Origin of the sequence: Micromonospora sp. WMMA2032 (assembly GCF_002688545.1) — a bacterium.
Taxonomy (GTDB): Bacteria; Actinomycetota; Actinomycetes; order Mycobacteriales; family Micromonosporaceae; genus Micromonospora; species Micromonospora sediminicola.
In genome coordinates this window covers 798,851-819,622 of sequence record NZ_CP024052.1, presented here as the reverse complement: position 1 = coordinate 819,622, position 20,772 = coordinate 798,851, and the positions used below count along the sequence as shown (strand labels likewise).

The following is a 20,772-nucleotide window of genomic DNA, read 5'->3' as shown; positions in this document are numbered from 1 at the left end:
GCGAGGTGTCAGGCCCGCCGGTCGGCGCGTTCGCGTTGCGGCACGACCGTGTACTTCGGATCCCGGGCCGAGGCGACGCCGCCGTGGAAGATCCCGAAACGGGTGCAGACGGACGCGGCGAGCAGCGCGCCGCCGGAGATCGCGGACAGCAGCCGGCTGCGGCGGCCGACCAGCGCGCCGACCACCCCGGCCGCGGTCAGCGACCGGCCGGCCCGCAGCAACGCGCCGGGCGTGCCCTCGGTGTAGGGCTCGCTGAGCAGTCCGAGCCGGTTCTCCACCCGGTGCGAGCCCCACAGCTCCAGCGCCGCGCCGGCCACCGCGAGGCGCCGGGCCGGGCCGGCCTGCGCGCAGGGCGCGGCCAGCAGCCCCACGCCGGCGCCGCTGGCCAGCGCGCTGCCGGCGAAGATGGCCGGCAGTTCCGGGTACGCCTCGTGCCACGACGGCACCGCCGTGTCGGCCAGCAGCACCCCGGTGTACGTGGCCAGCGCCGGCGCGGTGACGGCGGCGACCAGCCCGGCGGCGTCGCCGACCGGGGGCAGCAGCCGGCGGCCCAGCCCGGGCACGCCGTGGCGCGGCAGCCGGGGTGCGGCCTCGGCGACCGCGGCCAGCCCGGCGGCCGGCCCGAACGCGGTGAGGATCCAGGTGCCCACCGACATCGGCGAGGTCAGCTTCGCCACCCGCAGCATGTGGTGGAACCGACTGGGGCGGCCCAGGTCGTTGACGAGGAAGTAGGCGCTGGCGCTCACCGCGGCGAGCGAGGTGACCCGGCCCGCGCGGCGCAGCGCCGGACGCCCGGTGAGCTGCCCGCCGGCGGCCAGCAGCGAGGACCCGGCGGCGAGCCCGCCGGTGAACAGGTACGCGGCGATGTCCCACCGCCACACCGGCGGCTTCAGGATCGGCCGGCCGTAGTAGGACGTGAAATTTGCCGGCGGGACGGTGAGCTGTTCGCCGCCGCCCTTGCCGCCACGGCGGCGACGGGTCGTCGGCGCGGCGTCGCGGGGCGGGTGCGGCGCCAGCCCGGCCTCGCGGGCGCCGGCGTCGGTGTGGCCCCCGCCCGGGCCGGTGCCGGTGGCCCGGCTGCCGTTGTCGCGGCCGCCCGGGCCCTGCTCTGCGGCGGCGCCCCCTCCGGCGGCGCTGCCCGGCTCGGCGGCCAGCCGCTCCCGGAAGCGACGAAACAGGGCACCCACCGGGCGGTCCGGGCTCACGACGATCCTCCGACGAACGCGGCGACGGTCGCCGCCGCCATGGCCAGCGCGGCCAGCCCGGCCCGCTTCCACATCTTCGGCAGGTCCCGGGTGGTGACCACCGGGTCGGGCGGCAGCCCGTACACCTCGGGCTCGTCGAGCAGCAGGAAGAACGCGCCGTCGCCGCCCACCCCGTCGGTCGGGTCGTGACCGTAGAGGCGCGCCTCCGGGACCCCCCGCTCGTGCAGCGCGGCGACCCGGTCGGCGGCCCGCTCGCGCAGCTCGTCCAGCGGGCCGTACTGGATCGACTCGGTGGGGCACGCCTGCGCGCAGGCCGGGGTCATCCCGGCGCCGAGACGGTCGTAGCAGAGCGTGCACTTCCACGCCCGGCCGTCGTCCTTGCGCTGGTCGATGACGCCGTACGGGCAGGCGGGGATGCAGTAGCCGCAGCCGTTGCAGATGTCCTCCTGCACCACCACGGTGCCGAACTCGGTGCGGAACAGCGAGCCGGTCGGGCACACGTCCAGGCAGGCCGCGTGCGTGCAGTGCTTGCACACGTCGGACATCATCAGCCAGCGGAAGTCGGTGCGGCTCTCCGCGCCACTGCCCCGCCCGGGTGGCTGCGCGCCGGGCATGCCCAGGAACTCCGGGCCGGCCGCCATCCGCGCCGCCGCCTCGGGACGCCCCACCGGCAGACCCGGGTTGGTGCCGGTGTCGGGCGCGGTGGCGGCCCCGACCGACGCCGACGCCGAGCTGGTCGCCGGACCGGTCGGGTCGCCGGCGAACGGCGCGGTGCGGTGCCCCGCCGGCCGGGGCTGCTCGACGAACGCGACGTGCCGCCAGGAGTTCGCGGTCAGCGCGCCGGTGTTGTCGTACGACATGCCGAGCAGGTCGAAGCCCGAGTCCGGGACGCCGTTCCACTCCTTGCAGGCGACCTCGCACGCCTTACAGCCGATGCAGACGCTGGTGTCGGTGAAGAACCCCATCCGGGGCGGCGCCTGCGTCCAGCCCGCGTCGGGGGCCGGGTCGAGCGGGCCGTACAGGCTGTTGGCGTCAGGCATCGTCTTCTCCGTCGCGCGCCGCGGCCTCGGGGGTCTGCTCGTCGGTGCTGCCGGCCGCGTTCTCCCCACCCAGCACGTCGGTGGTCACGATCGGCACCTTCCGGTCCGGGGTCATGCCGGCCCGCCGCTGGTAGTCGCCGACCAGGTCGAGCAGCGCCGGCCCGGTGGGACGCCGGCCCGGCCGGACGTCACAGGTACCGATCTTGCTCTCCTGGATGAGCACGTTCGGGTCCAGCGTGATGCCGAACAGGTCGTTGGCCGAGTCGCCGGTGACCAGGCCCTCGCTGCCGAAGTGGTAGGGCAGCCAGACCTGGTGGATGATCCGGCCGTCCACCCGCAGCGGGGTGAGCCGGTCGGTGACCAGCACCCGCGCCTCGATCACCGCCCGCCCGCTGACCAGGTGCGCCCAGCCCAGGTGCGCCAGGCCGACCTCGGCGGCCAGTTCCGGGGACACCTCGACGAACATCTCCGGTTGCAGCTCGGCCAGGCGCGGCACGGTCCGGCTCATCCCGCCGGCGGTGTGGTGCTCGGTGAGCCGGCTGACCGTGAACACGTACGGGAAGACCCCGCTGTGCGGCTCCGGCGGGCTCGGGTTGATCCGGTTCACCGGGTGCTCGTAGATCTTCCGGGTGGGGTTCGCCTGCTGCCCGTAGAGCGGGTTGCGCATCGGTGATTCGGCCGGCTCGTAGTGCGTCGGCAGCGGGCCGTCGAGCACGCCGCTCGGCGCGTACAGCCAGGCCTTGCCGTCGCCCTGCATGACGAACGGGTCGTCACCGGCGAGCGCCTCCGGCCCGGAGGCGTCGGCCGGTGGACGGTACGACGGCGGCTTCGTCTTCTCGAAGTCCGGCACGTCGTAGCCGGTCCACTCGCCCGCGTCCGGGTCCCACCAGACGTACTTCTTGCGTTCGCTCCACGGCCGGCCCTCCGGGTCGGCGGAGGCGCGGTTGTAGAGCGTGCGCCGGTTCGCCGGCCAGGCCCAGCCCCACTCGGCGGCCACCCAGTCCTGCTCGTGCCGGGACTTGCGGCGGGCCGCCTGGTTGACCCCGTCGGCGTAGACGCCGGAGTAGATCCAGCAACCGATGGCGGTGGAGCCGTCGGCCTTGGCCTCGCCGAACGCGTTCAGCGGACGGCCGGTGGCCACCTCGTAGCCGTTGATCTCCTTGAGCACCGCCTCGGCGCTGGGCTCGGCGTGCGGGCCCTGCGTCGGGTAGTCCCACGTTAGGTCCAGCAGCGCCCGGTCGCGCGGCTCGGTGGACTCGGCCAGCTTCTCCCGCAGCTTCCGGCCCAGGTGGTAGAAGAACCACAACTCGGAGCGGGCGTCGCCCGGCGGCTCGACCGCCTTCTCCCGCCACTGCAGCATCCGCTGCGTCTGGGTGAACGTGCCCTCCTTCTCCACGTGCGAGGCCGCCGGCAGGAAGAAGACCTCGGTGCGGCACTCCTGCGGCACGATCTCCCCGGTGGCGATCTCCGGGCTGTTCTTCCAGAACGTGGCGCTCTCGATCAGGAACAGGTCGCGCACGACCAGCCAGTCGAGGTTCGCCATGCCCAGGCGCTGGGCGCGGCCGTGCGCCGAGCCGACGGCCGGGTTCTGGCCGAGCAGGAAGTAGCCCTTGATGTCGCCGTCGATCATGTTGAGGACCTGCTGGTACGTCCCGTGGTCGCCGGTCATCCGGGGCAGGTAGCCGTAGCAGAAGTCGTTCTCCGGCGTCGCCGCGTCACCCCAGTAGGCCTTGAGCAGGCTCGCCGCGAACGCGCGCGAGTTGCCCCAGAAGCCCTTCTGCCCGGGGTGACGGATGCTGTCCACCCACTCGTCGAAGGTCGGGTGGTCGGCGTGGTGCGGCATCGGCAGGTAGCCGGGCAGCAGGTTGAACAGCGTCGGGATGTCGGTGGAGCCCTGGATGCTGGCGTGCCCGCGCAGCGCCAGGATGCCGCCGCCCGGCCGGCCCATGTTGCCCAGCAGCGTCTGGATGATCGACCCGGTCCGGATGTACTGCACCCCGACGCTGTGCTGCGTCCACCCGACGGAGTAGACCAGCGCGCCGGTGCGCTCCCGGCCGGAGTTCTCCGTCCAGGCGCGGGCCAGCTCCAGGAACTTCTCCTCCGGGATGCCGCAGACACGGGCCACCATCTCCGGGGTGTAGCGGGCGAAGTGCCGCTTGAGGATCTGGTAGACGCAGCGCGGATGCCGCAACGTCTCGTCCCGCTGGGTCTGCGCCGGCACCGGCTCGCCGTGCGACTCGTGCTCCAGCCCGGAGGCCGAGTCGCGCTCCTTGCCGGTGCCCCGGACCTTGGTGTTGCCCTCCTGGCCCTCGTACTGCCAGCTGGCGTGGTCGTACGAGCCGGTCTCCGGGTTGTAGCCGGAGAAGAGGCCGTCCAGGTCCTCGGTGTCGGCGAACTGCTCGCTGACGATGGTGGCCGCGTTGGTGTAGGCCAGCACGTACTCCCGGAAGTCCAGCTCGTTGTCGAGGATGTAGCGCACCACGCCGCCGAGCAGCGCGATGTCCGTGCCGGCCCGGATCGGCAGGTACGTGTCGGCGAGCGCGCTGGTGCGGGTGAACCGCGGGTCGACGTGGAAGACCTTCGCGCCGCGCTTCTTCGCCTCCATCACCCACTGGAAGCCCACCGGGTGGGCCTCGGCCATGTTGGAGCCCTGGATGACGATGACGTCAGCGTTGGCGAGGTCCTGCTGGAAGTCCGTCGCGCCGCCGCGACCGAAGCTGGTCCCCAGACCGGGGACGGTGGCGGAGTGTCAAATGCGGGCCTGGTTCTCGATCTGGAGCGCCCCCATCGCCGTGAACAGCTTCTTGATGAGGTAGTTCTCCTCGTTGTCCAGCGTCGCGCCGCCGAGGCTGGAGATGCCGAGCGTCCGGTTGAGCGGTCGGCCCTCGTCGTCCACCTCCTCCCAGGTCTCCGCCCGGGCGGCGAGGATCCGGTCGGCGATCATGTCGAGCGCGACGTCGAGGTCCAGGTCCTCCCAGTCGGTCGCGTACGGCCGGCGGTAGCGGACCGTGGTCTGGCGCAGCGGGCTGGTCACCAGGCTCTTGCTGGCCGCGCCCTTCGGGCAGAGCCGGCCGCGGGAGATCGGGCTGTCCGGGTCGCCCTCGATCTGGGTGACCTGCCCGTCTTTGTGGAAGACCCGCTGGCCGCAGCCAACCGCGCAGTAGGGGCAGACCGAGCGGGCCATGCCGTCGGCGGTCTCGGTGCGGGCGGTCAGGTCGGCGGAGCGGGCCGACTGGGCGGCGGCGCCGCGACCGAGCGGGTCGGCGCCGGTGAGTTGCCGGTAGACCGGCCACCCCTGGATGAACGTCTTCAGACCCACCCGGGCACCCCCCTCCGTCGAGAACGGCTCACCTCCTGCACATTAGGGCAGGCGGCCGACCCCCGCGAGTCGAGCCCGAAACAGCGCCGCCCCGACCTGTCGGTCGGGGCGGCGCTGGGCGTCGGTGTGCAGGTCGCCTCTCGGCGAGTGGCACGACGCGGCTCCAGCCGAACGGTATTCCGCGAAGGCAATTTAGGTGAGGCCCGGGGACACTGGACACACCGACGCTCTGCACAACGGTACCGGGGCCACGGTTCTTCCGCTGGCCGTCGTGACCCCGGTCACCGCCGGTCTCAGCTGTTCCAGTGCTGGGCGACGATGTCGGCGGCCTGCTGCTCCCACTGGGCGTAGTGGTCGGGGTAGGCCGAGACCTGGACGGTCTGCGCGGCGACGGTCAGCGGCATGTCCTGCCAGCCGTCGACCTGCTTGAGGGCCTTGAGGAAGGCCGTGGTCGAGTACTCGGGGTCGGTGATCTGCTCGACCGTGCCCCAGCCACTGGACGGGCGCTGCTGGAACAGGCCCTGGGAGTCGTGGTCGTTGCGGTCGCCGAGGTGCCCGAGGTTCTCCAGCTTCGACTCCTGCAGGCTGGTCGCGATCGAGATGACCGCGGCGCGCTCGTCCATGCCGGCCTTCTTCGTGGCGGCGATGATCGCCTCGGCGTTGGCGGTCTGCTCGTCGGTGAGGTCGATGTGGGACTGGGCGCCCTGCACGCCGTGCGGGATCAGCGTCGCGGTGTCGAGGCGGCTCTGCACGGCCACGGCGCTCTCGCGCGGCGCGGGGGTGCCGTCGGAGTGGTTCAGCGGGCCGGCGGCGAGGCCACCGGCGACGGTCAGACCGGCGATACCGAGGATGCTCTTGCGCAGCATGGTGTTCATGGGGGGGCTCCGTTCGGGGGTCGACGCGCCCGGGGGGGGGGTGGGCACGCGAGCAGCCGTCAGGCGCTCAGAGAAGTCTTCGGGGGAAGGATCCGACCGGCTCACCGGGCCGGGGGGCCTGTTCGTGAGCACCGGGACCAGGTGTAACGACCGGCTGCCCGCCGTCATTCCGGCGGGGCGCGGTGCGCGCCTGCTCGGCCGTACCCCCTGTACAACGCCCCCGCCCCCGCACCGATTCCGCCTTCCGGGTGACCCCCACTACCCCAGATACCCCCAAACCGCGCACGCCGCGCGCGGGGGCGGCGCGTGTTAAGCGGGGGCCCCTCTACTACCGGAGGCGTTAAGCGGGGGCCCTTCCTTACACCTCGGGCGGGGGCGGAGCGCGCGGGAGGGGTTACCCTGATGCCATGTCGGCCACCACCAGCGCGTACCTCGCCCGGCCCGGGCGACCCGCCGTGGTGGCACGCACCCTGGACGAGCTGGCCGGCCCCACCACCGGCATCGTCGAGCTGCCGGTGCGCCTGATGTGGAGCAGCGAACGCGCCTTCGACCTCGGCGACCCGGACGAGCTGCTCTGGATGTACGAGAACGTGCTGCGTGAGACCACCCGCGTGGCGGACCTGCGCGAGCTGATCCACGCGGGGACGCTGCGCCGGGTGTGGCCGCTGCTCAACCTGCCCCGGGGCGTCCGCCTGGCCTGGGAGGGCCGGCACCGGAGCCTGCGCGCCGCGTGACACATCCGCACGACTTCTACCGGGAGGTGGCCCGGGTCGCGCTCGCCGCCGCCGGCCGGCACCGGTTCGTGCTCGGCGGCGGGGTGGCGTGGGCGGCGCACGGCCTGGTCACCCGCCCCACCGAGGACGTCGACCTGTTCGCCGACGTGGAGGGCGCCCCCGCGGCGGCGGCGGACGGCGTGCGCGCCGCGCTGGAGCGGGCCGGATACCAGGTGCAGGACGCCGACCCCGGTGGCCTGGGCGAGGTGTTCGACGGCTTCGACCGGGACCTGCGCGACTTCGTGGTGCGCCGGGACGGCCGGGAGATCCGCCTCAGCCTGGCCCGCCTGGACCGGCACCGCAGCCCGGTGGTGATGGACCTCGGGCCGGTGATGGACGTGCGGGACCTGATCGCCAACAAGACCGCCGCGCTGGTCAACAGGCGCGAGGTACGCGACTACATCGACGTCGCCGCCGCGCTGGACCGCTACGACGTGGCCGACCTGCTGGACCTGGCCCGGCAGGTGGACCCGGCGTTGGACGACGAGGACGTGCGCGCCGCCGGCCGCTACCTGGACGGCCTGGCCGACCGGCGGTTCACCCGCTACGGCCTGGACGCCGCGCGGATCGCCGAGGTGCGCCGCCGGATGGCCGTCTGGCCCCGCTGAGCGGCGGGGTCGGACCGCCGGCGGGCGGCACCGTCACTTCGTCGGCTTGCCGCCGGTGACGCCGAGGATCTCGCCGGTGACGTAGCTGGACTCCTGGGAGGCGAAGAAGACGTACGCCGGGGCCAGCTCGGCCGGCTGGCCGGGACGCCCCAGCGGCACGTCGGTGCCGAACTGCTTCACCTTCTCCGTCGGCATGGTGGCCGGGATCAGCGGCGTCCAGATCGGGCCGGGCGCGACGGCGTTCACCCGGATGCCCCGCTCGGCCAGGTTCAGCGCGAGCGCCTTGCTGAAGTTGGCGATGGCCGCCTTCGTGGTGGCGTAGTCGAGCAGCTCCGGCGACGGGTCGAAGGCCTGGATCGACGAGGTGTTGATGATCGTCGAGCCCTCCTTCATGTGCGGCACGGCGAGCTTGCACAGCCAGAACATGGCGTACACGTTGGTCTTGAAGACCCGGTCGAACTGCTCGGTGCTGATGTCGAGCAGGCCGTTGTCCTGCGACATCTGGTAGGCCGCGTTGTTGACCAGGATGTCGATCCCGCCGAGGTCGGCGACCGCGCGCTCGACCAGCTCGCGGCAGTTGGCCTCCTCGCGCAGGTCGGTGCGGACCGCGACGCCCCTGCGCCCGGCCTGCTCGATCAGGGCGACCGTCTCGCGGGCGTCCGCCTCCTCCTCGTCGCCGAGGTAGGAGACCAGGACGTCGGCGCCCTCCCGGGCGAAGGCGATCGCCACGGCGCGACCGATGCCGGAGTCACCACCGGTGATCACCGCCCGCTTGCCGGTGAGCCGGTCGCTGCCCCGGTACGACTCCTCGCCGTGGTCAGGCTTCGGACCCATCTCCTGCTCGCTGCCGGGGGTGGACTGCTGCTGCGCCGGCTGGCCCGCGCGCTGGCCGTACTGCTCGGTGGGGTGCTGCTGGGTGAACTGGTCCTCGGTCATGACTGCGCCCCTACCCGGGAGACCTGCGGGAAAACAGCAGCGGGTGACGAGAGGCGGAACATCTCGGGCCGGTGTGGCGTGCGTGACAGGTGGTGGTTATGGTGCGCAACGGCGCCCACGAGGCGCGTACCCCCCATGGAAAGGCACCTCATGACCTCCTCCTCCGGCGCCTCGCGTCGACAGGTGCTGGCCGTGGCGGCCGCCGCCGCGACCGCCCCGCTGCTCGCCGGCGCGCCCGCCGAGGCGAAGCCGAAGCAGCCGAAGACCTGGGACCTGACCGTCCTCGGCACCTCGGACACCCACGGCAACGTCTACAACTGGGACTACTACAAGGACGCCGAGTTCGACGACAGCAAGCACAACGACGTCGGCGTCGCGAAGCTGGCCACCCTGGTCAACCAGATCCGCGCCGAGCGCAAGGGCCGGGCCACGCTGGTCCTGGACGCCGGTGACACGATCCAGGGCACCCCGCTGGCCACCTACTACGCCAAGCAGGAGCCGATCACCAGCACCGGTGAGACGCACCCGATGGCCAACGCGATGAACGTGCTGAAGTACGACGCGGTCACGCTGGGCAACCACGAGTTCAACTACGGGCTGCCGCTGCTGGCCACCTGGATCGAGCAGCTCGGCTTCCCGGCCCTCGCCGCCAACGCGATCAACGCGAAGACCGGCAAGCCGGCGTTCCTCCCGTACGTGATCAAGGAGGTCCGGCTCGGCGGCCACGGCGCGCCGAAGCTGCGGGTCGGCATCCTCGGCCTGACCAACCCCGGCGTAGCCATCTGGGACAAGGCCAACGTCGAGGGCCGCCTGGTCTTCGCCGACATGGTCGCCACCGCCGCCAAGTGGGTGCCGGAGATGCGCCGGCGTGGCGCCGACGTGGTCATCATCTCCGCGCACGGCGGCGACAGCGGCACCTCCAGCTACGGCCCGGAGCTGCCGAACGAGAACCCGACCGCGCTGATCGCCGAGCAGGTCCCCGGCATCGACGCGATCCTGTTCGGCCACGCCCACAACGAGGTGCCGGAGAAGTTCGTCACCAACCTGAAGACCGGCAGGGCGGTGCTCACCTCCGAGCCGTCGAAGTGGGGCCAGCGGCTCACCCGGATGGACTTCACGCTGACCCGGGAGAAGGGCTGCTGGAAGGTCGTCGACTCGTCGGCCACCACGCTGAACACCAACACCGTGGTCGAGGACCCGGCGGTGCTCGCGGCCGTCCGCGGCCAGCACGCCAAGACCGTCGAGTACGTCAACCGGGTGGTCGCGCAGTCGAGCGTGGAGCTGTCCGCCGCCGAGTCGCGGTACAAGGACACCCCGATCCTCGACTTCATCAACCACGTCCAGACCGAGGTGGTCACCGCGGCGCTGGCCGGCGGCGCGTACGCGGGCCTGCCGGTGCTGTCGATCGCCGCGCCGTTCAGCCGCACCGCGGTCTTCCCGCAGGGTGACGTGCGGATCCGCGACGTGGCCGGCCTCTACGTCTACGACAACACCCTGGAGGCGGTCGTGCTGACCGGCGCCGAGGTGAAGGCGTACCTGGAGTACTCGGCGAAGTACTTCGTCACGGTCCCGGTGGGCGCGCCGGTCAACCCGGAGACCATCAGCGACCCGGCGGTGCCGGACTACAACTACGACGTCTTCTCCGGCGTCGACTACGACATCGACATCTCCAAGCCCGTCGGCCAGCGGATCAGCCGCCTGGTGCTGGCCGGCACCGACACCCCGGTGGCGGCGGACGCGCAGTTCGTGGTGGCGGTGAACAACTACCGGCGCAGCGGCGGCGGCAACTTCCCCGGCATCGTGAAGACGCAGGTCTACAACGCGCAGCAGGAGATCCGCCAGCTGCTCATCGACTGGGCGCAGGCCAAGGGCGTCATCGACCCGGCCGACTTCTTCGTGCCCAACTGGAAGCTCGTCCGCGAGGGCGTGCCGGTCTTCTGATCCACCCCGGCGGCTGGCGGGGTCCGCCCCGTCAGCCGCCGGCGCGCAGGTGCCACTCGGACTCGCCGCCCGCCGGGTCCGGCCGGTCCGGGCGGGTGTCCGTCTCGGTGGACTCCGCACGCTCCTCGGGGCGGACCCGGTTCGGCAGCTCGCCGAAGCGGACATGCCGCAGGAACGCGTACTCCTCGTCGGTGAACGGCTCACCCCGCTCGCTCATGCCCGCATTGTGCGCCCGCCCGGCCGGGACCGGTATCAACCGGGACGGCACGGGTATGCCGCCGCGAGACCGACGGCGACGAGGGGGAGGGCGACATGCGCGCGGTACGGATGACCGCACCCGGGGTGCTGGAGCTGGCCGAGGTCCCCACGCCCGAGGCCGGGCCCGGTGAGGTGCTGCTGCGCGTCGGGGCGGTCGGCGCCTGCCACTCCGACCTGCACATCCTCGACGCGGCGGCGGGGATGTTCCCCACCCCGATGACGCTGGGCCACGAGATCGCCGGCACGGTCGAGGCGGCCGGGCCCGGCGTGGACGGCTGGTCGTCCGGGGACCGGGCCGCGGTCTACGGCATCATCGGCTGCGGGCGCTGCCGGGCCTGCCTGCGCGGCGAGGAGAACCGCTGCCGGGTCACGCCGGTCGGCGGCATCGGGCTCAGCCGCGACGGCGGGCTGGCCGAGTACGTGGTGGTGCCCGCGTCCCGGCTGCTGCACGTGGGCGACATGGACCTGACCCAGGCGGCCCCGCTGACCGACGCCGGGCTGACCCCGTACCACGCGGTGGAGCTGGCCCGGCCCCGCCTGCGGCCCGGCACCACCTGCGTGGTGATCGGCATCGGCGGGCTGGGCCACATGGCGGTGCAGATCCTGCTCGCCACCACGGCGGTGCGGATCGTCGCGGTGGACACCAACGTCGCCGCGCTGGACCTGGCCAGCCGTCTCGGCGCCCACCACGTGGTGCAGGCCGGCCCCGACTCGGTCGACAAGATCCGCGACCTGGTCGGCCCGCCGCCGGACGGCGCGGACGTGGTGCTCGACTTCGTCGGCGCGCAGCCCACGCTGGACACCGCCCGGCAGGTCGTCGCGACCGGCGGTCAGCTGCTGCTCGTGGGCCTGGCCGGTGGCACGCTTCCGGTCCGGCCGGTCGCCGACGAACCGCCCACGGTGCCGCTGGAGACCGGCGTGGTGGTCCCGTTCTGGGGCACCCGCGCGGAACTCCAGGAGGTCGTCGCGCTGGCGCGGGACGGCCGGCTGCACGCCGACGTGCAGACGTTCCCGCTGGCCGAGGCGCCCGAGGCGTACGAGGCGTTGCGCCGGGGCGACATCCACGGCCGGGCGGTCATCGTCCCCTGAGCGGGGGCAGCCGGTCGAGCACGGCGAGCGCGGCCCGCACCGGCCGCCGGTCGAGCACCTCGGCGAAACTGGCCCGCCCCTGGCAGAAGCGGGCGAACATCCGCCAGCCGGGCGGGCTGGCCAGCATCGCGTGGAACACGTCGGGGCGGCGCTCGAAGACCTCCAGCAGCCGGTGCCCGGCGCGCATCTCCGGCACCAGCCGCCGGTGGACCTCCCGCCCGTACGCGTCGAGGTCGCCGGCCGCGACCGCCTCGCCGGCCAGCCGACCGGAGCGCAGCGCGTAGCTGATCCCCTCCCGGCTCCACGGCTCCAGCAGGCCGGCCGCGTCGCCGGCGACCAGGACCCGCCCGTGGCGCAGCGGTGAGTCGTCGGCGCGGCAACGGGTGAGGTGGCCGGAGTCGTGCTCGGGGGTCACCCCGGACAGCCCCGTCCGCTCGACGAAGTCGCGCAGGTAGGCCCGGGTCCGCTCGCCCTCACCCCGGGCGGAGATGACGCCGACGGTGAGCCGGTCGCCCTTGGGGAAGACCCAGGCGTACGAGCCGGGCACCGGCCCCCAGTCGATCAGCAGCCGGCCCCGCCACCGCTGCTGGTCGGCGGCGGACGCCGGCAGCTCCAGCTCCAGCCCGAGGTCGACCTGGCGGAACCGCACCCCGACGTGCCGGGCGGTCACCCCGGAGGAGCCGTCCGCACCGACCACCGCACGGGCGTGCACCACCTCGCCGTCGGCCAGCCGCAGGCGTACCCCGTCGGGGTCCTGCTCCACCGCGCGGACCGCGACGCCCTCGCGGACCTGGGCGCCGGCCGTGACCGCGGCGGCGCGCAACCGGTGGTCGAACTCCTCCCGGCGGATCATGGTGACCAGCGGCGCGGGATGCCGGCGGGTGAACGCCCGTCGTCCGTCCCGGGTGAACGTGACCCGGTCGACCCGGTCGTGCGCGGGCACCTCGATCCGCCCGTCGACCTCGGCCAGCGAGGTGCCGATCAGGCCGCCGCCGCAGGTCTTGTACCGGGGGTGGGTGGCCCGCTCGACCACCAGCGTGCGCACACCGGCCCGGGCCGCCGCAACGGCGGCGGAGAGTCCGGCGGGCCCGCCACCGACCACGACGAGGTCCCAGATGATCACGGGTGCAGCCTAGCCGGGACCGCCCGGCAGGACCCTCGATCGGGTGGGCATCAACGTCGGCGGCCCGGGTAACCGCCGGTCGCCGGCCGTCTGCCGATCGGACGGTCCACGCCGAGGAGGGACGCGATGCCTCAGGTCCAGTTGTCCGCGGTCGAGGAACGGGTGTACCAGGCGGTCTCCGCGCTGGAGGTGCGGGGACACGTCCCCTACCCGGACCTGATCGCCGAGGAGACCGGAATGACCGAGGAGGAGCTGCGGGAACCGCTGCACGCGCTCACCGAGCGGGGGCTGCTGCACCGGGAGGACTCGCCGATGTCCGGCCTGGACTTCGGACCGCGGTGGTGCGCACGTCAGACGGCCTGATCGCGTCGTTTGCCCCACCGGGGGCCGGGTAGCGATCGGGGATGCGTGATCGACGGTCGGTGGGGGGCGCGATGAGCGGGGACCGGTCGTCGACGCCGGTGCAGGACACCGGGTACGACGACCGGCGCCGCTGGCGCGCGCTCGGCGTCGGCCTGGTCGCGGCGTTCATGACGCTGCTGGACGTCAGCATCGTCAACGTCGCCGTGCCGTCCATCGACCGGGCGCTCGGCGCCACCCCGAGCGACCTGCAGTGGGTGCTCTCCGGGTACGCGCTGACGTTCGGCCTGGTGCTGGTGCCCGCCGGGCGGTTCGGCGACGCGCGTGGCCGACGTACCGCCTTCGTGGTCGGGGTGGGGCTGTTCACGCTGACCAGCGCGCTGGCCGGCCTGGCCACCTCACCGACCTGGCTGATCATCGCCCGGCTGGTGCAGGGCGCCGCCGCCGGCGTGGTCAACCCCCAGGTCAGCGGCATGATCCAGCAGCTGTTCCGGGGCGCCGACCGGGGCCGCGCGTTCGGGCTGCTCGGCGCCACCATCGGCATCTCCACCGCTGTCGGCCCCCTGCTCGGCGGGCTGCTCATCCAGCTCGGCGGCGCCGAACACGGCTGGCGGTGGGTGTTCTTCGTGAACATCCCGGTCGGCATCGTGGCCATGGTGCTCGGCTGGCGTCTCGTGCCGGCCCGACCGGCCGGCCAGCCCGACCGGCACCGGCTCGACCCGGTCGGCGTGCTGCTGCTCGGCGTCGGCGTCACCGTGATCCTGCTGCCGCTGGTGCAGCGGGAACAGTGGCAGGGCTCGGCCAAGTGGTTGCTGATCCCCGTCGGCCTGCTGCTGCTGGCCGCGTTCGCGCTCTGGGAACGCCGCTACGCCCGGCACACCCAGCCGCTGTTCGACCTGCGGCTGTTCACGCTGCGCTCGTACACGCTGGGCGCGTTGATCGGCCTGATCTACTTCGCCGGCTTCACCGCGATCTTCTTCATCTTCACGCTCTACCTGCAGATGGGTCTGGGTTACAGCGCGCTGGTCGCCGGCCTGGCGATCACCCCGTTCGCGCTCGGCTCGGCGGTCGCGTCGGCGCTGGGCGGACGGGTGGTCACCCGCTACGGCCGGCCGCTGGTCGCCGTCGGGCTGGCGGCCGTGGTGCTCGGACTGGTCGCGACGGACCTGGTGCTGACCGGTGGGCCGCACGACGACGTGCCGCTGCGGACCGCGCTGCCGCTGCTCGTCGCCGGCCTCGGCAGCGGCCTGGTGATCGCGCCGAACCAGACGCTCACGCTCTCCGAGGTGCCGGTGCCGATGGCCGGAAGCGGCGCCGGCATGCTCCAGACCGGGCAGCGGATCGGCTCGGCCGCCGGGATCGCGGCGGTCGGCGCGTTGTTCTTCTCCACCCTGGCGGCGAACCGGGGCGACTGGTCGGTGGCGTTCCGGCACTCACTGCTGCTGGCCGCCGGGATCATCGTGCTGGCGCTGGTCGCCGCCCTGGTGGACGTCCTCTTCGGTCACCGGAGCTCCGGCGCCCCGTCGCGGTCCTGACCGGTCGGCGCCCTCGCCGCCGGGCAGCAGGACCGTGGTGAGCAGCCGGCGGCTGCGCCCGGGGCCGGCGGGCAGCGCCGCGTACTCGGCGAAAAGGCCGCGGAACCGGGCGACGAACTCGGCCGCCTCGGCGTCGCTGGCATGGAAGGCGTTCTGCCGGTAGCCGGCCTGGTCGCGGCCCAGGTCACCGCCGCCGCCGTCGAGGTAGCGGTCGAAGTCGGCCAGCAGACCCGCGACGAACGTGAGGAACGCCTGGCGGTGCCGCTGCGGGCTCAGGGCGCGCGCGGTCTCCGCGTCCACCGACGCCGCCGCCTCGTTCAGCCGGTAGCTCCGTTCGACAGCGCCGCGCGCCCGCCGCTCCCCCACCACTGCCAGCACGTCGTGGTCGACCAGCATGGCGACCTGCCGATAGAGCGTCGCCGGTGGCACGTCGCTCAGCTCCGCCCGCAGGTCGGTGGTGGTCAGCGTCCGGCCGCCGAGGAACGCCTGGACGACACGCAGCCGGATCGGGTGGAGCAGCAGCTCCGTGGTGTCGAGCACCACAGGCACCTCCCTGTTCTTCTCATCAGCGGTAATGTTATCAGCAGCGAGAACAAATGAGGAGGAGCCCCGATGGCCACCGTCCACCTGACCGCCGACCGGATCCACGTCCGCCTCACCGCCGCCGAGAAGGTCTGGGCCCTGCGTGGCGACCTGTCGTTCCCCCGTTCCGCCGTCCGGACCGCCACCGTCGTGCCCGACGGTCTGCACGCGACCCGCGGCCTCCGGGCGCCCGGGCTCGGCGTACCCGGGCTGCGCAAGGTCGGCACCTGGCGCGGCGCGGCCGGCCGGGAGTTCGTCAGCGTCCGCACCGGCCAGCCCGCCGTCCGGATCACCCTCACCGACCAGCGCTACGACGCCCTGCTCATCGGCGCCGACGACGCCGCGGCGCTCGCCGAGGCGGTGCGCGGATGAGCACCGGACGGCCCCTGGAGTTCCCCTCCCACGGCCACCGGCTCGTCGGCACGCTCACCCGGCCCGACGGAGCCGGCCCGTACCCCGGGGCGTTGCTGCTGCCCGGCTCCGGCCCCCTGAACCGCGACGGCGATCACCGTCGCCTACCCCTGGGGATCCAACGCGACCTGGCGGCGGCCCTGGCCGACGCCGGAACGGCCACCCTCCGGTACGACCGCCGGGGCGTCGGCGACAGCACCGGAGAGTTCCTGCGTACCGGGTTCCACGACAACGTCGAGGACGCGGCGGCCGCGCTCGCCGCGCTCGCCGCGGACCCGGCCGTCGACTCCCGGAAACTGTTCCTGGTCGGGCACAGCGAGGGCGCCCTCACCGCGGTGGCGCTGGCCGCCCGAGGCGTCCCGCTGGCCGGGCTGGTCCTGGTCGCCGGCACCGGCCGCACCGGCGCCGAGGTCCTGCGCCGGCAGGCGGCGCTGCTGCTGCCCACGCTGCCCGCGCCGGTACGCCTGCTGCTCCGGCTCACCCGAACCGACCTGGAGGCCAAGGTCGCCCGCAACCACGAGAAGATCCTCGCCACCACCGCGGACGTGGCCCGCATCGGCGGGCAGCGGGTCAACGCCCGGTGGATGCGGGAGTTCCTGCGGTACGACCCCCGGCCGGACCTGGCCCGGGTGCACGTCCCCGTCCTCGCGGTCACCGGCGACAAGGATCTGCAGACCGACCCGGCGGACCTGGCCGTCATCGCCGCCGCCGCGGGCGGGCCGGTGCTGACCCGACTGCTCCCCGACGTCACCCACGTGCTGCGCCGCCAACCCGGGCCGCCGTCGCTGCGGGCGTACCGCCGCGAGGTCCGGGAACCGGTCCACCGGTCCGTGCTCGACGCGGTCGTCTCGTGGCTCACCGCGCGGGCCGCCGACGTCGCCTGACAGTGCCCCGGCGGACGACCGACAGACGAACCGACAGGGAAGAAGCGGCGAAATCCACGCTCGGGGGCAGCGCGACGGACGTCGACAGCGGTAGATACAAGGGTCATGACGAACACCCTCGACCGTCGCACCCTGCTGCGCCTGGCCGGAGCCTCCGCCGGCACCGCCGTGCTCGCCGGCGCCACCCTGGCCGGCACCTCCCCCGCCGGCGCGGCCACCGCCGCGTTCCGCCACGGCGTCGCCTCCGGTGACCCGCTGCCGGACGGGATCCTGCTCTGGACCCGGGTCACCCCCACCCCCGACGCGCTGCCCGGCTCCGGCGCCGGCCCGGAGGTGGAGGTGACCTGGCAGGTCGCCGCCGACCCGGACTTCGCCGCGCCGGTGGCCGCCGGCACGTTCCCCACCGGGGCGGCCCGCGACCACACCGTGAAGGTCGCCGTCTCCGGTCTCGACCCGGCGACCACCTACTGGTACCGCTTCGGGTACGCCGACGCCTGGTCGCCGACCGGCCGCACCACCACCGCCCCGCCCGACGACGCGGCGGTGGACCGGCTGCGGCTGGGCGTGGTGTCCTGCGCCAACTGGGAGGCCGGCTACTTCGCGGCGTACCGGCGGCTGGCCGACCGGGACGACCTGAACCTGGTCGTCCACCTCGGCGACTACCTCTACGAGTACGGGACCGGCGAGTTCACCGCCGCCGGCCGGGTGGTGCGGCCCACCCAGCCGCCGCACGAGGTGCTCACGCTGGCCGACTACCGGATCCGGCACGCGCTCTACAAGACCGACCCGCACCTGCAGGCGCTGCACGCGGCGGTGCCGTGGATCATCACCTGGGACGACCACGAGGTGGCCAACGACGAATGGTCCGGTGGCGCGGAGAACCACACGCCCGGCACCGAGGGACCGTTCGCCGACCGGCTCGCCGCCGCCCGGCAGGCGTACCTGGAGTGGATGCCGGTGCGCGTCGGCGTCGACGGGGCGATCTACCGGCGGTTCCGCTTCGGCCGGCTGGCCGAGCTGTCCATGCTGGACCTGCGCTCGTACCGGTCGGCGCAGGCCACCGGCACGGCCGTCGACGACCCGGCCCGCACGATCACCGGCGACGCCCAGATGGCCTGGCTGAAGGCCGGCCTGTCCGGGTCCACGGCCCGCTGGAAGCTGGTCGGCAACCCGGTGATGATCGCCCGGGTGGACGTCGGCGCCATGCCGGCGTGGCTGCTCGGCCCGCTCGGCAAGCTGCTCGGCATCCCGGAGAACGGCGCGGTGCTCAACGCCGACCAGTGGGACGGATACAACGCCGACCGCAACGAGCTGGTGGACCACATCCGGGCCACCGGCACGCGGGACGTGGTGTTCCTGACCGGCGACATCCACACCTCGTGGGCCAACGAGGTCACCACCCGCGCCACCGGGTCGGCCAACCCGGCCGCGGCCGAGTTCGTGGTGCCGTCGGTGACCAGCGACAACGTCAACGACTTCCTGAAGCTGCCGGCGGGCAACGCGCTGAGCCAGCTCGGCGCCGGCCTGATCCGGTCCACCAACCCGCACGTGCGGTGGACCGAACTCGACGGACACGGGTACGGGGTCTTCGAGGTGACCCCGCAGCGCTGCCGGATGGACTGGTACCACCTGGCCGACCGCACCAGCAGCACCAGCGGCAGCCGGTGGGTGGCCGGCTGGTCGGTGGGGGCCGGGTCGTCCCGGCTGCGGGCCGAGGCCGCGCTGGCCTGACCCCTTGCCGGCACGCGCGAAGGCCGGCACCCCGGGTTCGGGGTGCCGGCCTTCGGTCTTACTTGGTCCAGTGCTCGGCCACGATGTCGGTGGCCTGCTTCTCCCACTGGGCGTAGGCGTCGGGGTAGGCGGAGACCTGGACGGTCTGCGCAGCCTCGGTCAGCGGCATCTTGTCCCAGCCGTCGACCTGCTTCAGGCCCTTGAGGAAGGCCAGGGTGGAGTACTCGGGGTCGGTGATCTGCTCCGGCGTGCCCCAACCGCTCGACGGGCGCTGCTGGAACAGACCCAGCGAGTCGTGATCATTCTTGTCGCCGAGGTGGCCCAGGTTCTCCAGCTTCGACTCCTGCAGGGCAGTGGCGATCGAGATGACCGCGGCCCGCTCCGGCAGACCGGCCTTCTTCGTCGCGGCGATGATCGCCTTCGCGTTGGCCAGCTGCTCGTCGTTCAGGTCGATGCGCGACTGCTCACCCTGCACGGACGCGACAGCCACGACCGGCTTGGCGGCGGTGTGGGCGGTGTCGGCGTGGGCGGCGACCGGACCGGCGAACACACCACCGGTGAAGGCCAGACCAGCAACACCCAGGATGCTCTTACGCAGGATCGTGTTCATCAGAGGGGCTCCATTCGGGGGTCAACACACCGGGGGGGGTGTGGGCACCGTCAGGCGCTCAAAAAAGTCTTGGGGGGATCCGGCTGGCTCGCGGGGCGGGGGGCCTCGTCACGGCGCCGGGATGATGTGTAACGACCGGCTACCGGCCGTCATTCCCCGGGGGCGGGGACACGGCGGTGCGGGCGGGGTTCGCCTGCTCGGTCGTTCACCGGGTTACAACGCCGCCCACCCGCCGGCGATTCCACGCCCCGGGTGCCGCCCACCACCACCGAACCGGACACCCACCCCACCCGGGCAGCCGGGCAACCATGGGTGATCCCGACACAGGAGACACCCAGCCCGATCCACCCGTCGCCCGTTGACTCCCGTCGGCGGAACGCCGCGGGTGCGTACCGGCCTCGGAGACACCCATGACGTTCCACCGACCGCCCGTTGATCTCGTTGGTGGAACGCTACGGGTGCCTCCCGACCTCGGAGACACCCATGGCGTTCCACCCACCGGCCCACCAGCCGAGCGCGACGGACGGGGACGTGGAACGGCCGGCCCCGGAAGCCGGGGCCGGCCGTTCACGCGTGACGGGTCACCACACCTGCTGGACGATGTCCGCGGCCTGCTCCTCCCACTGCGCGTACGCGTACGGGTAGGCGGACACCTGGACCGTCTGCGCCGCGGCGGTCAGCGGCAGGTCCTGCCAGCCGCCGACGTTCTTCAGCGCGCCGAAGAACGCCTTGCTGGCGTACTCGGGGTCGGTGATCTGCTCGGACGTGCCCCAACCGGACGACGGGCGCTGCTGGAACAGACCCTCCGAGTCGTGGTCGTTGTACGCGCCGAGGTGACCGAGGTTGTAGAGCTTGGACTCCTGCAGGGAGGTGGCGACGCCGATCACGGCGCCCCGCTCCCCCACGCCGGACTCCTTGGCCGCCTTGACGATGGCCTTGGCGTTGTCGAGCTGGGCGTCGTCGAGCGGGATCCGCGACTGCGCGCCCTCGACGCCGTGCGGCATGAGCCGGTCCCGCGCCGGCCGGTCGGCCTTGCTCGGCACCTTGTCGCTGCCGGTGGTCAGGCCGGACTTCACCGTCTCGGTGGCGGTCTTCTTGCCGGTGGCCAGGTCGATGGCGGCCTTGGCGCCGGCGTGCGGTCCGCTGGTCACCGGGGCGGCGACGGCGGTGGGGCCGAAGGCCAGCCCGCCCAGGGCGGCCACGCCCGCGACGGTCAGCACGGCGCGGCGGTTCTGGGCCAGGTCGGTGGTCCTGGCGACGGCGGTCTTCGCGATGGCGGGGAGCCATCGGGTGAAGTGCTGCTTCACGATGGTTGCCCTTTCGATCGTTACGACGCGCTCCGGGGTGAGCGCCCCTTGGCGGACTACCGGCGGGTACGGGGTTTGCGATGCCGGCGGTACGGGGAACACAACCCGCTCGACGTGTCGGTCATTCCGGATATGCCAGGCGCGGCGAGAGCTGCGGTCCAGGTCACCCGGGGTATCGGACAGCC

Annotated in this window: 19 protein-coding genes; 9 read left to right on the top strand and 10 right to left on the bottom strand. The window is 73.3% G+C overall.

Features of this window, described 5'->3' with window-relative positions:
- Positions 1-8 precede the first annotated feature (8 nt).
- From nrfD to CO540_RS03765, 4 genes are all read right to left on the bottom strand, one after another.
- On the bottom strand, positions 9-1,205 hold the full coding sequence (nrfD, locus tag CO540_RS03785; RefSeq protein WP_099160923.1) for an NrfD/PsrC family molybdoenzyme membrane anchor subunit: 1,197 nt from the start codon (positions 1,203-1,205) through the stop codon (positions 9-11).
- Positions 1,202-2,245 carry a 4Fe-4S dicluster domain-containing protein gene (locus tag CO540_RS03780; protein ID WP_099160922.1) on the bottom strand — a complete coding sequence of 348 codons (1,044 nt, stop codon included), beginning with the start codon at positions 2,243-2,245 and terminating at the stop codon, positions 1,202-1,204. The genes nrfD and CO540_RS03780 overlap by 4 nt, the downstream gene beginning before the upstream one ends.
- The gene (fdh, locus tag CO540_RS03775; RefSeq protein ID WP_253866432.1) at positions 2,238-5,564 is read right to left on the bottom strand and encodes a formate dehydrogenase; all 3,327 of its coding nucleotides are present in this window, start codon (positions 5,562-5,564) and stop codon (positions 2,238-2,240) included. Before fdh ends, CO540_RS03780 begins: the two co-directional genes overlap by 8 nt.
- Before the next feature lie 293 nt (positions 5,565-5,857).
- A complete protein-coding gene (locus CO540_RS03765) occupies positions 5,858-6,439 on the bottom strand; it encodes a hypothetical protein (RefSeq protein ID WP_099160919.1) in 582 nt (193 codons plus the stop codon).
- A gap of 407 nt (positions 6,440-6,846) precedes the next feature.
- Between CO540_RS03765 and CO540_RS03760 the strand changes: the two genes are divergently transcribed.
- Both CO540_RS03760 and CO540_RS03755 read left to right on the top strand, forming a co-directional pair.
- The gene (locus tag CO540_RS03760) at positions 6,847-7,173 is read left to right on the top strand and encodes a hypothetical protein (RefSeq protein WP_099160918.1); all 327 of its coding nucleotides are present in this window, start codon (positions 6,847-6,849) and stop codon (positions 7,171-7,173) included.
- Positions 7,170-7,820 (top strand): nucleotidyl transferase AbiEii/AbiGii toxin family protein, encoded by a 651-nt coding sequence (locus tag CO540_RS03755; protein ID WP_091574379.1) that lies wholly within the window; start codon positions 7,170-7,172, stop codon positions 7,818-7,820. Before CO540_RS03760 ends, CO540_RS03755 begins: the two co-directional genes overlap by 4 nt.
- A gap of 33 nt (positions 7,821-7,853) precedes the next feature.
- On the opposite strand, the gene CO540_RS03750 is transcribed toward CO540_RS03755, so the two are convergent.
- The gene (locus tag CO540_RS03750; protein ID WP_099160917.1) at positions 7,854-8,756 is read right to left on the bottom strand and encodes an SDR family oxidoreductase; all 903 of its coding nucleotides are present in this window, start codon (positions 8,754-8,756) and stop codon (positions 7,854-7,856) included.
- A 150-nt stretch (positions 8,757-8,906) separates the two neighbouring features.
- On the opposite strand from CO540_RS03750, the gene CO540_RS03745 reads away from it, so the two are divergent.
- On the top strand, positions 8,907-10,697 hold the full coding sequence (locus CO540_RS03745) for a bifunctional UDP-sugar hydrolase/5'-nucleotidase (RefSeq protein WP_099160916.1): 1,791 nt from the start codon (positions 8,907-8,909) through the stop codon (positions 10,695-10,697).
- A 31-nt stretch (positions 10,698-10,728) separates the two neighbouring features.
- Here CO540_RS03745 and CO540_RS03740 read toward each other — a convergent pair whose 3' ends face one another.
- On the bottom strand, positions 10,729-10,914 hold the full coding sequence (locus CO540_RS03740; protein ID WP_099160915.1) for a hypothetical protein: 186 nt from the start codon (positions 10,912-10,914) through the stop codon (positions 10,729-10,731).
- A 95-nt stretch (positions 10,915-11,009) separates the two neighbouring features.
- On the opposite strand from CO540_RS03740, the gene CO540_RS03735 reads away from it, so the two are divergent.
- On the top strand, positions 11,010-12,044 hold the full coding sequence (locus CO540_RS03735) for an NAD(P)-dependent alcohol dehydrogenase (RefSeq protein WP_091577607.1): 1,035 nt from the start codon (positions 11,010-11,012) through the stop codon (positions 12,042-12,044).
- Here CO540_RS03735 and CO540_RS03730 read toward each other — a convergent pair.
- On the bottom strand, positions 12,031-13,167 hold the full coding sequence (locus tag CO540_RS03730) for a geranylgeranyl reductase family protein (protein ID WP_099160914.1): 1,137 nt from the start codon (positions 13,165-13,167) through the stop codon (positions 12,031-12,033). The two genes, CO540_RS03735 and CO540_RS03730, sit on opposite strands and share 14 nt — an antisense overlap.
- Before the next feature lie 126 nt (positions 13,168-13,293).
- Between CO540_RS03730 and CO540_RS03725 the strand changes: the two genes are divergently transcribed.
- Together CO540_RS03725 and CO540_RS03720 are read left to right on the top strand one after the other, a co-directional pair.
- Complete coding sequence (locus tag CO540_RS03725) at positions 13,294-13,530, top strand: hypothetical protein (RefSeq protein WP_091574374.1); 237 nt, start codon at positions 13,294-13,296, stop codon at positions 13,528-13,530.
- Positions 13,531-13,601: 71 nt separating this feature from the next.
- Positions 13,602-15,062: an MFS transporter gene (locus CO540_RS03720; protein WP_099160913.1), complete on the top strand. Its 1,461-nt coding sequence runs from the start codon at positions 13,602-13,604 to the stop codon at positions 15,060-15,062.
- On the opposite strand, the gene CO540_RS03715 is transcribed toward CO540_RS03720, so the two are convergent.
- Positions 14,961-15,602 (bottom strand): helix-turn-helix domain-containing protein, encoded by a 642-nt coding sequence (locus CO540_RS03715; RefSeq protein ID WP_253866431.1) that lies wholly within the window; start codon positions 15,600-15,602, stop codon positions 14,961-14,963. The two genes, CO540_RS03720 and CO540_RS03715, sit on opposite strands and share 102 nt — an antisense overlap.
- A 72-nt stretch (positions 15,603-15,674) precedes the next feature.
- Here CO540_RS03715 and CO540_RS03710 point away from each other — a divergent pair, with 72 nt between their 5' ends.
- From CO540_RS03710 to CO540_RS03700, 3 genes are all read left to right on the top strand, one after another.
- Positions 15,675-16,016, top strand: coding sequence for a hypothetical protein (locus tag CO540_RS03710; protein WP_099160911.1), 342 nt, complete (start codon positions 15,675-15,677; stop codon positions 16,014-16,016).
- A complete protein-coding gene (locus CO540_RS03705; protein WP_099160910.1) occupies positions 16,013-16,939 on the top strand; it encodes a S9 family peptidase in 927 nt (308 codons plus the stop codon). The genes CO540_RS03710 and CO540_RS03705 overlap by 4 nt, the downstream gene beginning before the upstream one ends.
- A gap of 105 nt (positions 16,940-17,044) precedes the next feature.
- Positions 17,045-18,670, top strand: coding sequence for an alkaline phosphatase (locus CO540_RS03700; RefSeq protein WP_099160909.1), 1,626 nt, complete (start codon positions 17,045-17,047; stop codon positions 18,668-18,670).
- A 58-nt stretch (positions 18,671-18,728) separates the two neighbouring features.
- Here the strand turns inward: CO540_RS03700 and CO540_RS03695 are convergent, their stop codons facing one another.
- Together CO540_RS03695 and CO540_RS03690 are read right to left on the bottom strand one after the other, a co-directional pair.
- Positions 18,729-19,280 carry a hypothetical protein gene (locus tag CO540_RS03695; protein WP_099160908.1) on the bottom strand — a complete coding sequence of 184 codons (552 nt, stop codon included), beginning with the start codon at positions 19,278-19,280 and terminating at the stop codon, positions 18,729-18,731.
- A gap of 581 nt (positions 19,281-19,861) precedes the next feature.
- A complete protein-coding gene (locus CO540_RS03690; RefSeq protein WP_099160907.1) occupies positions 19,862-20,587 on the bottom strand; it encodes a hypothetical protein in 726 nt (241 codons plus the stop codon).
- Between the last annotated feature and the right edge of the window lie 185 nt (positions 20,588-20,772).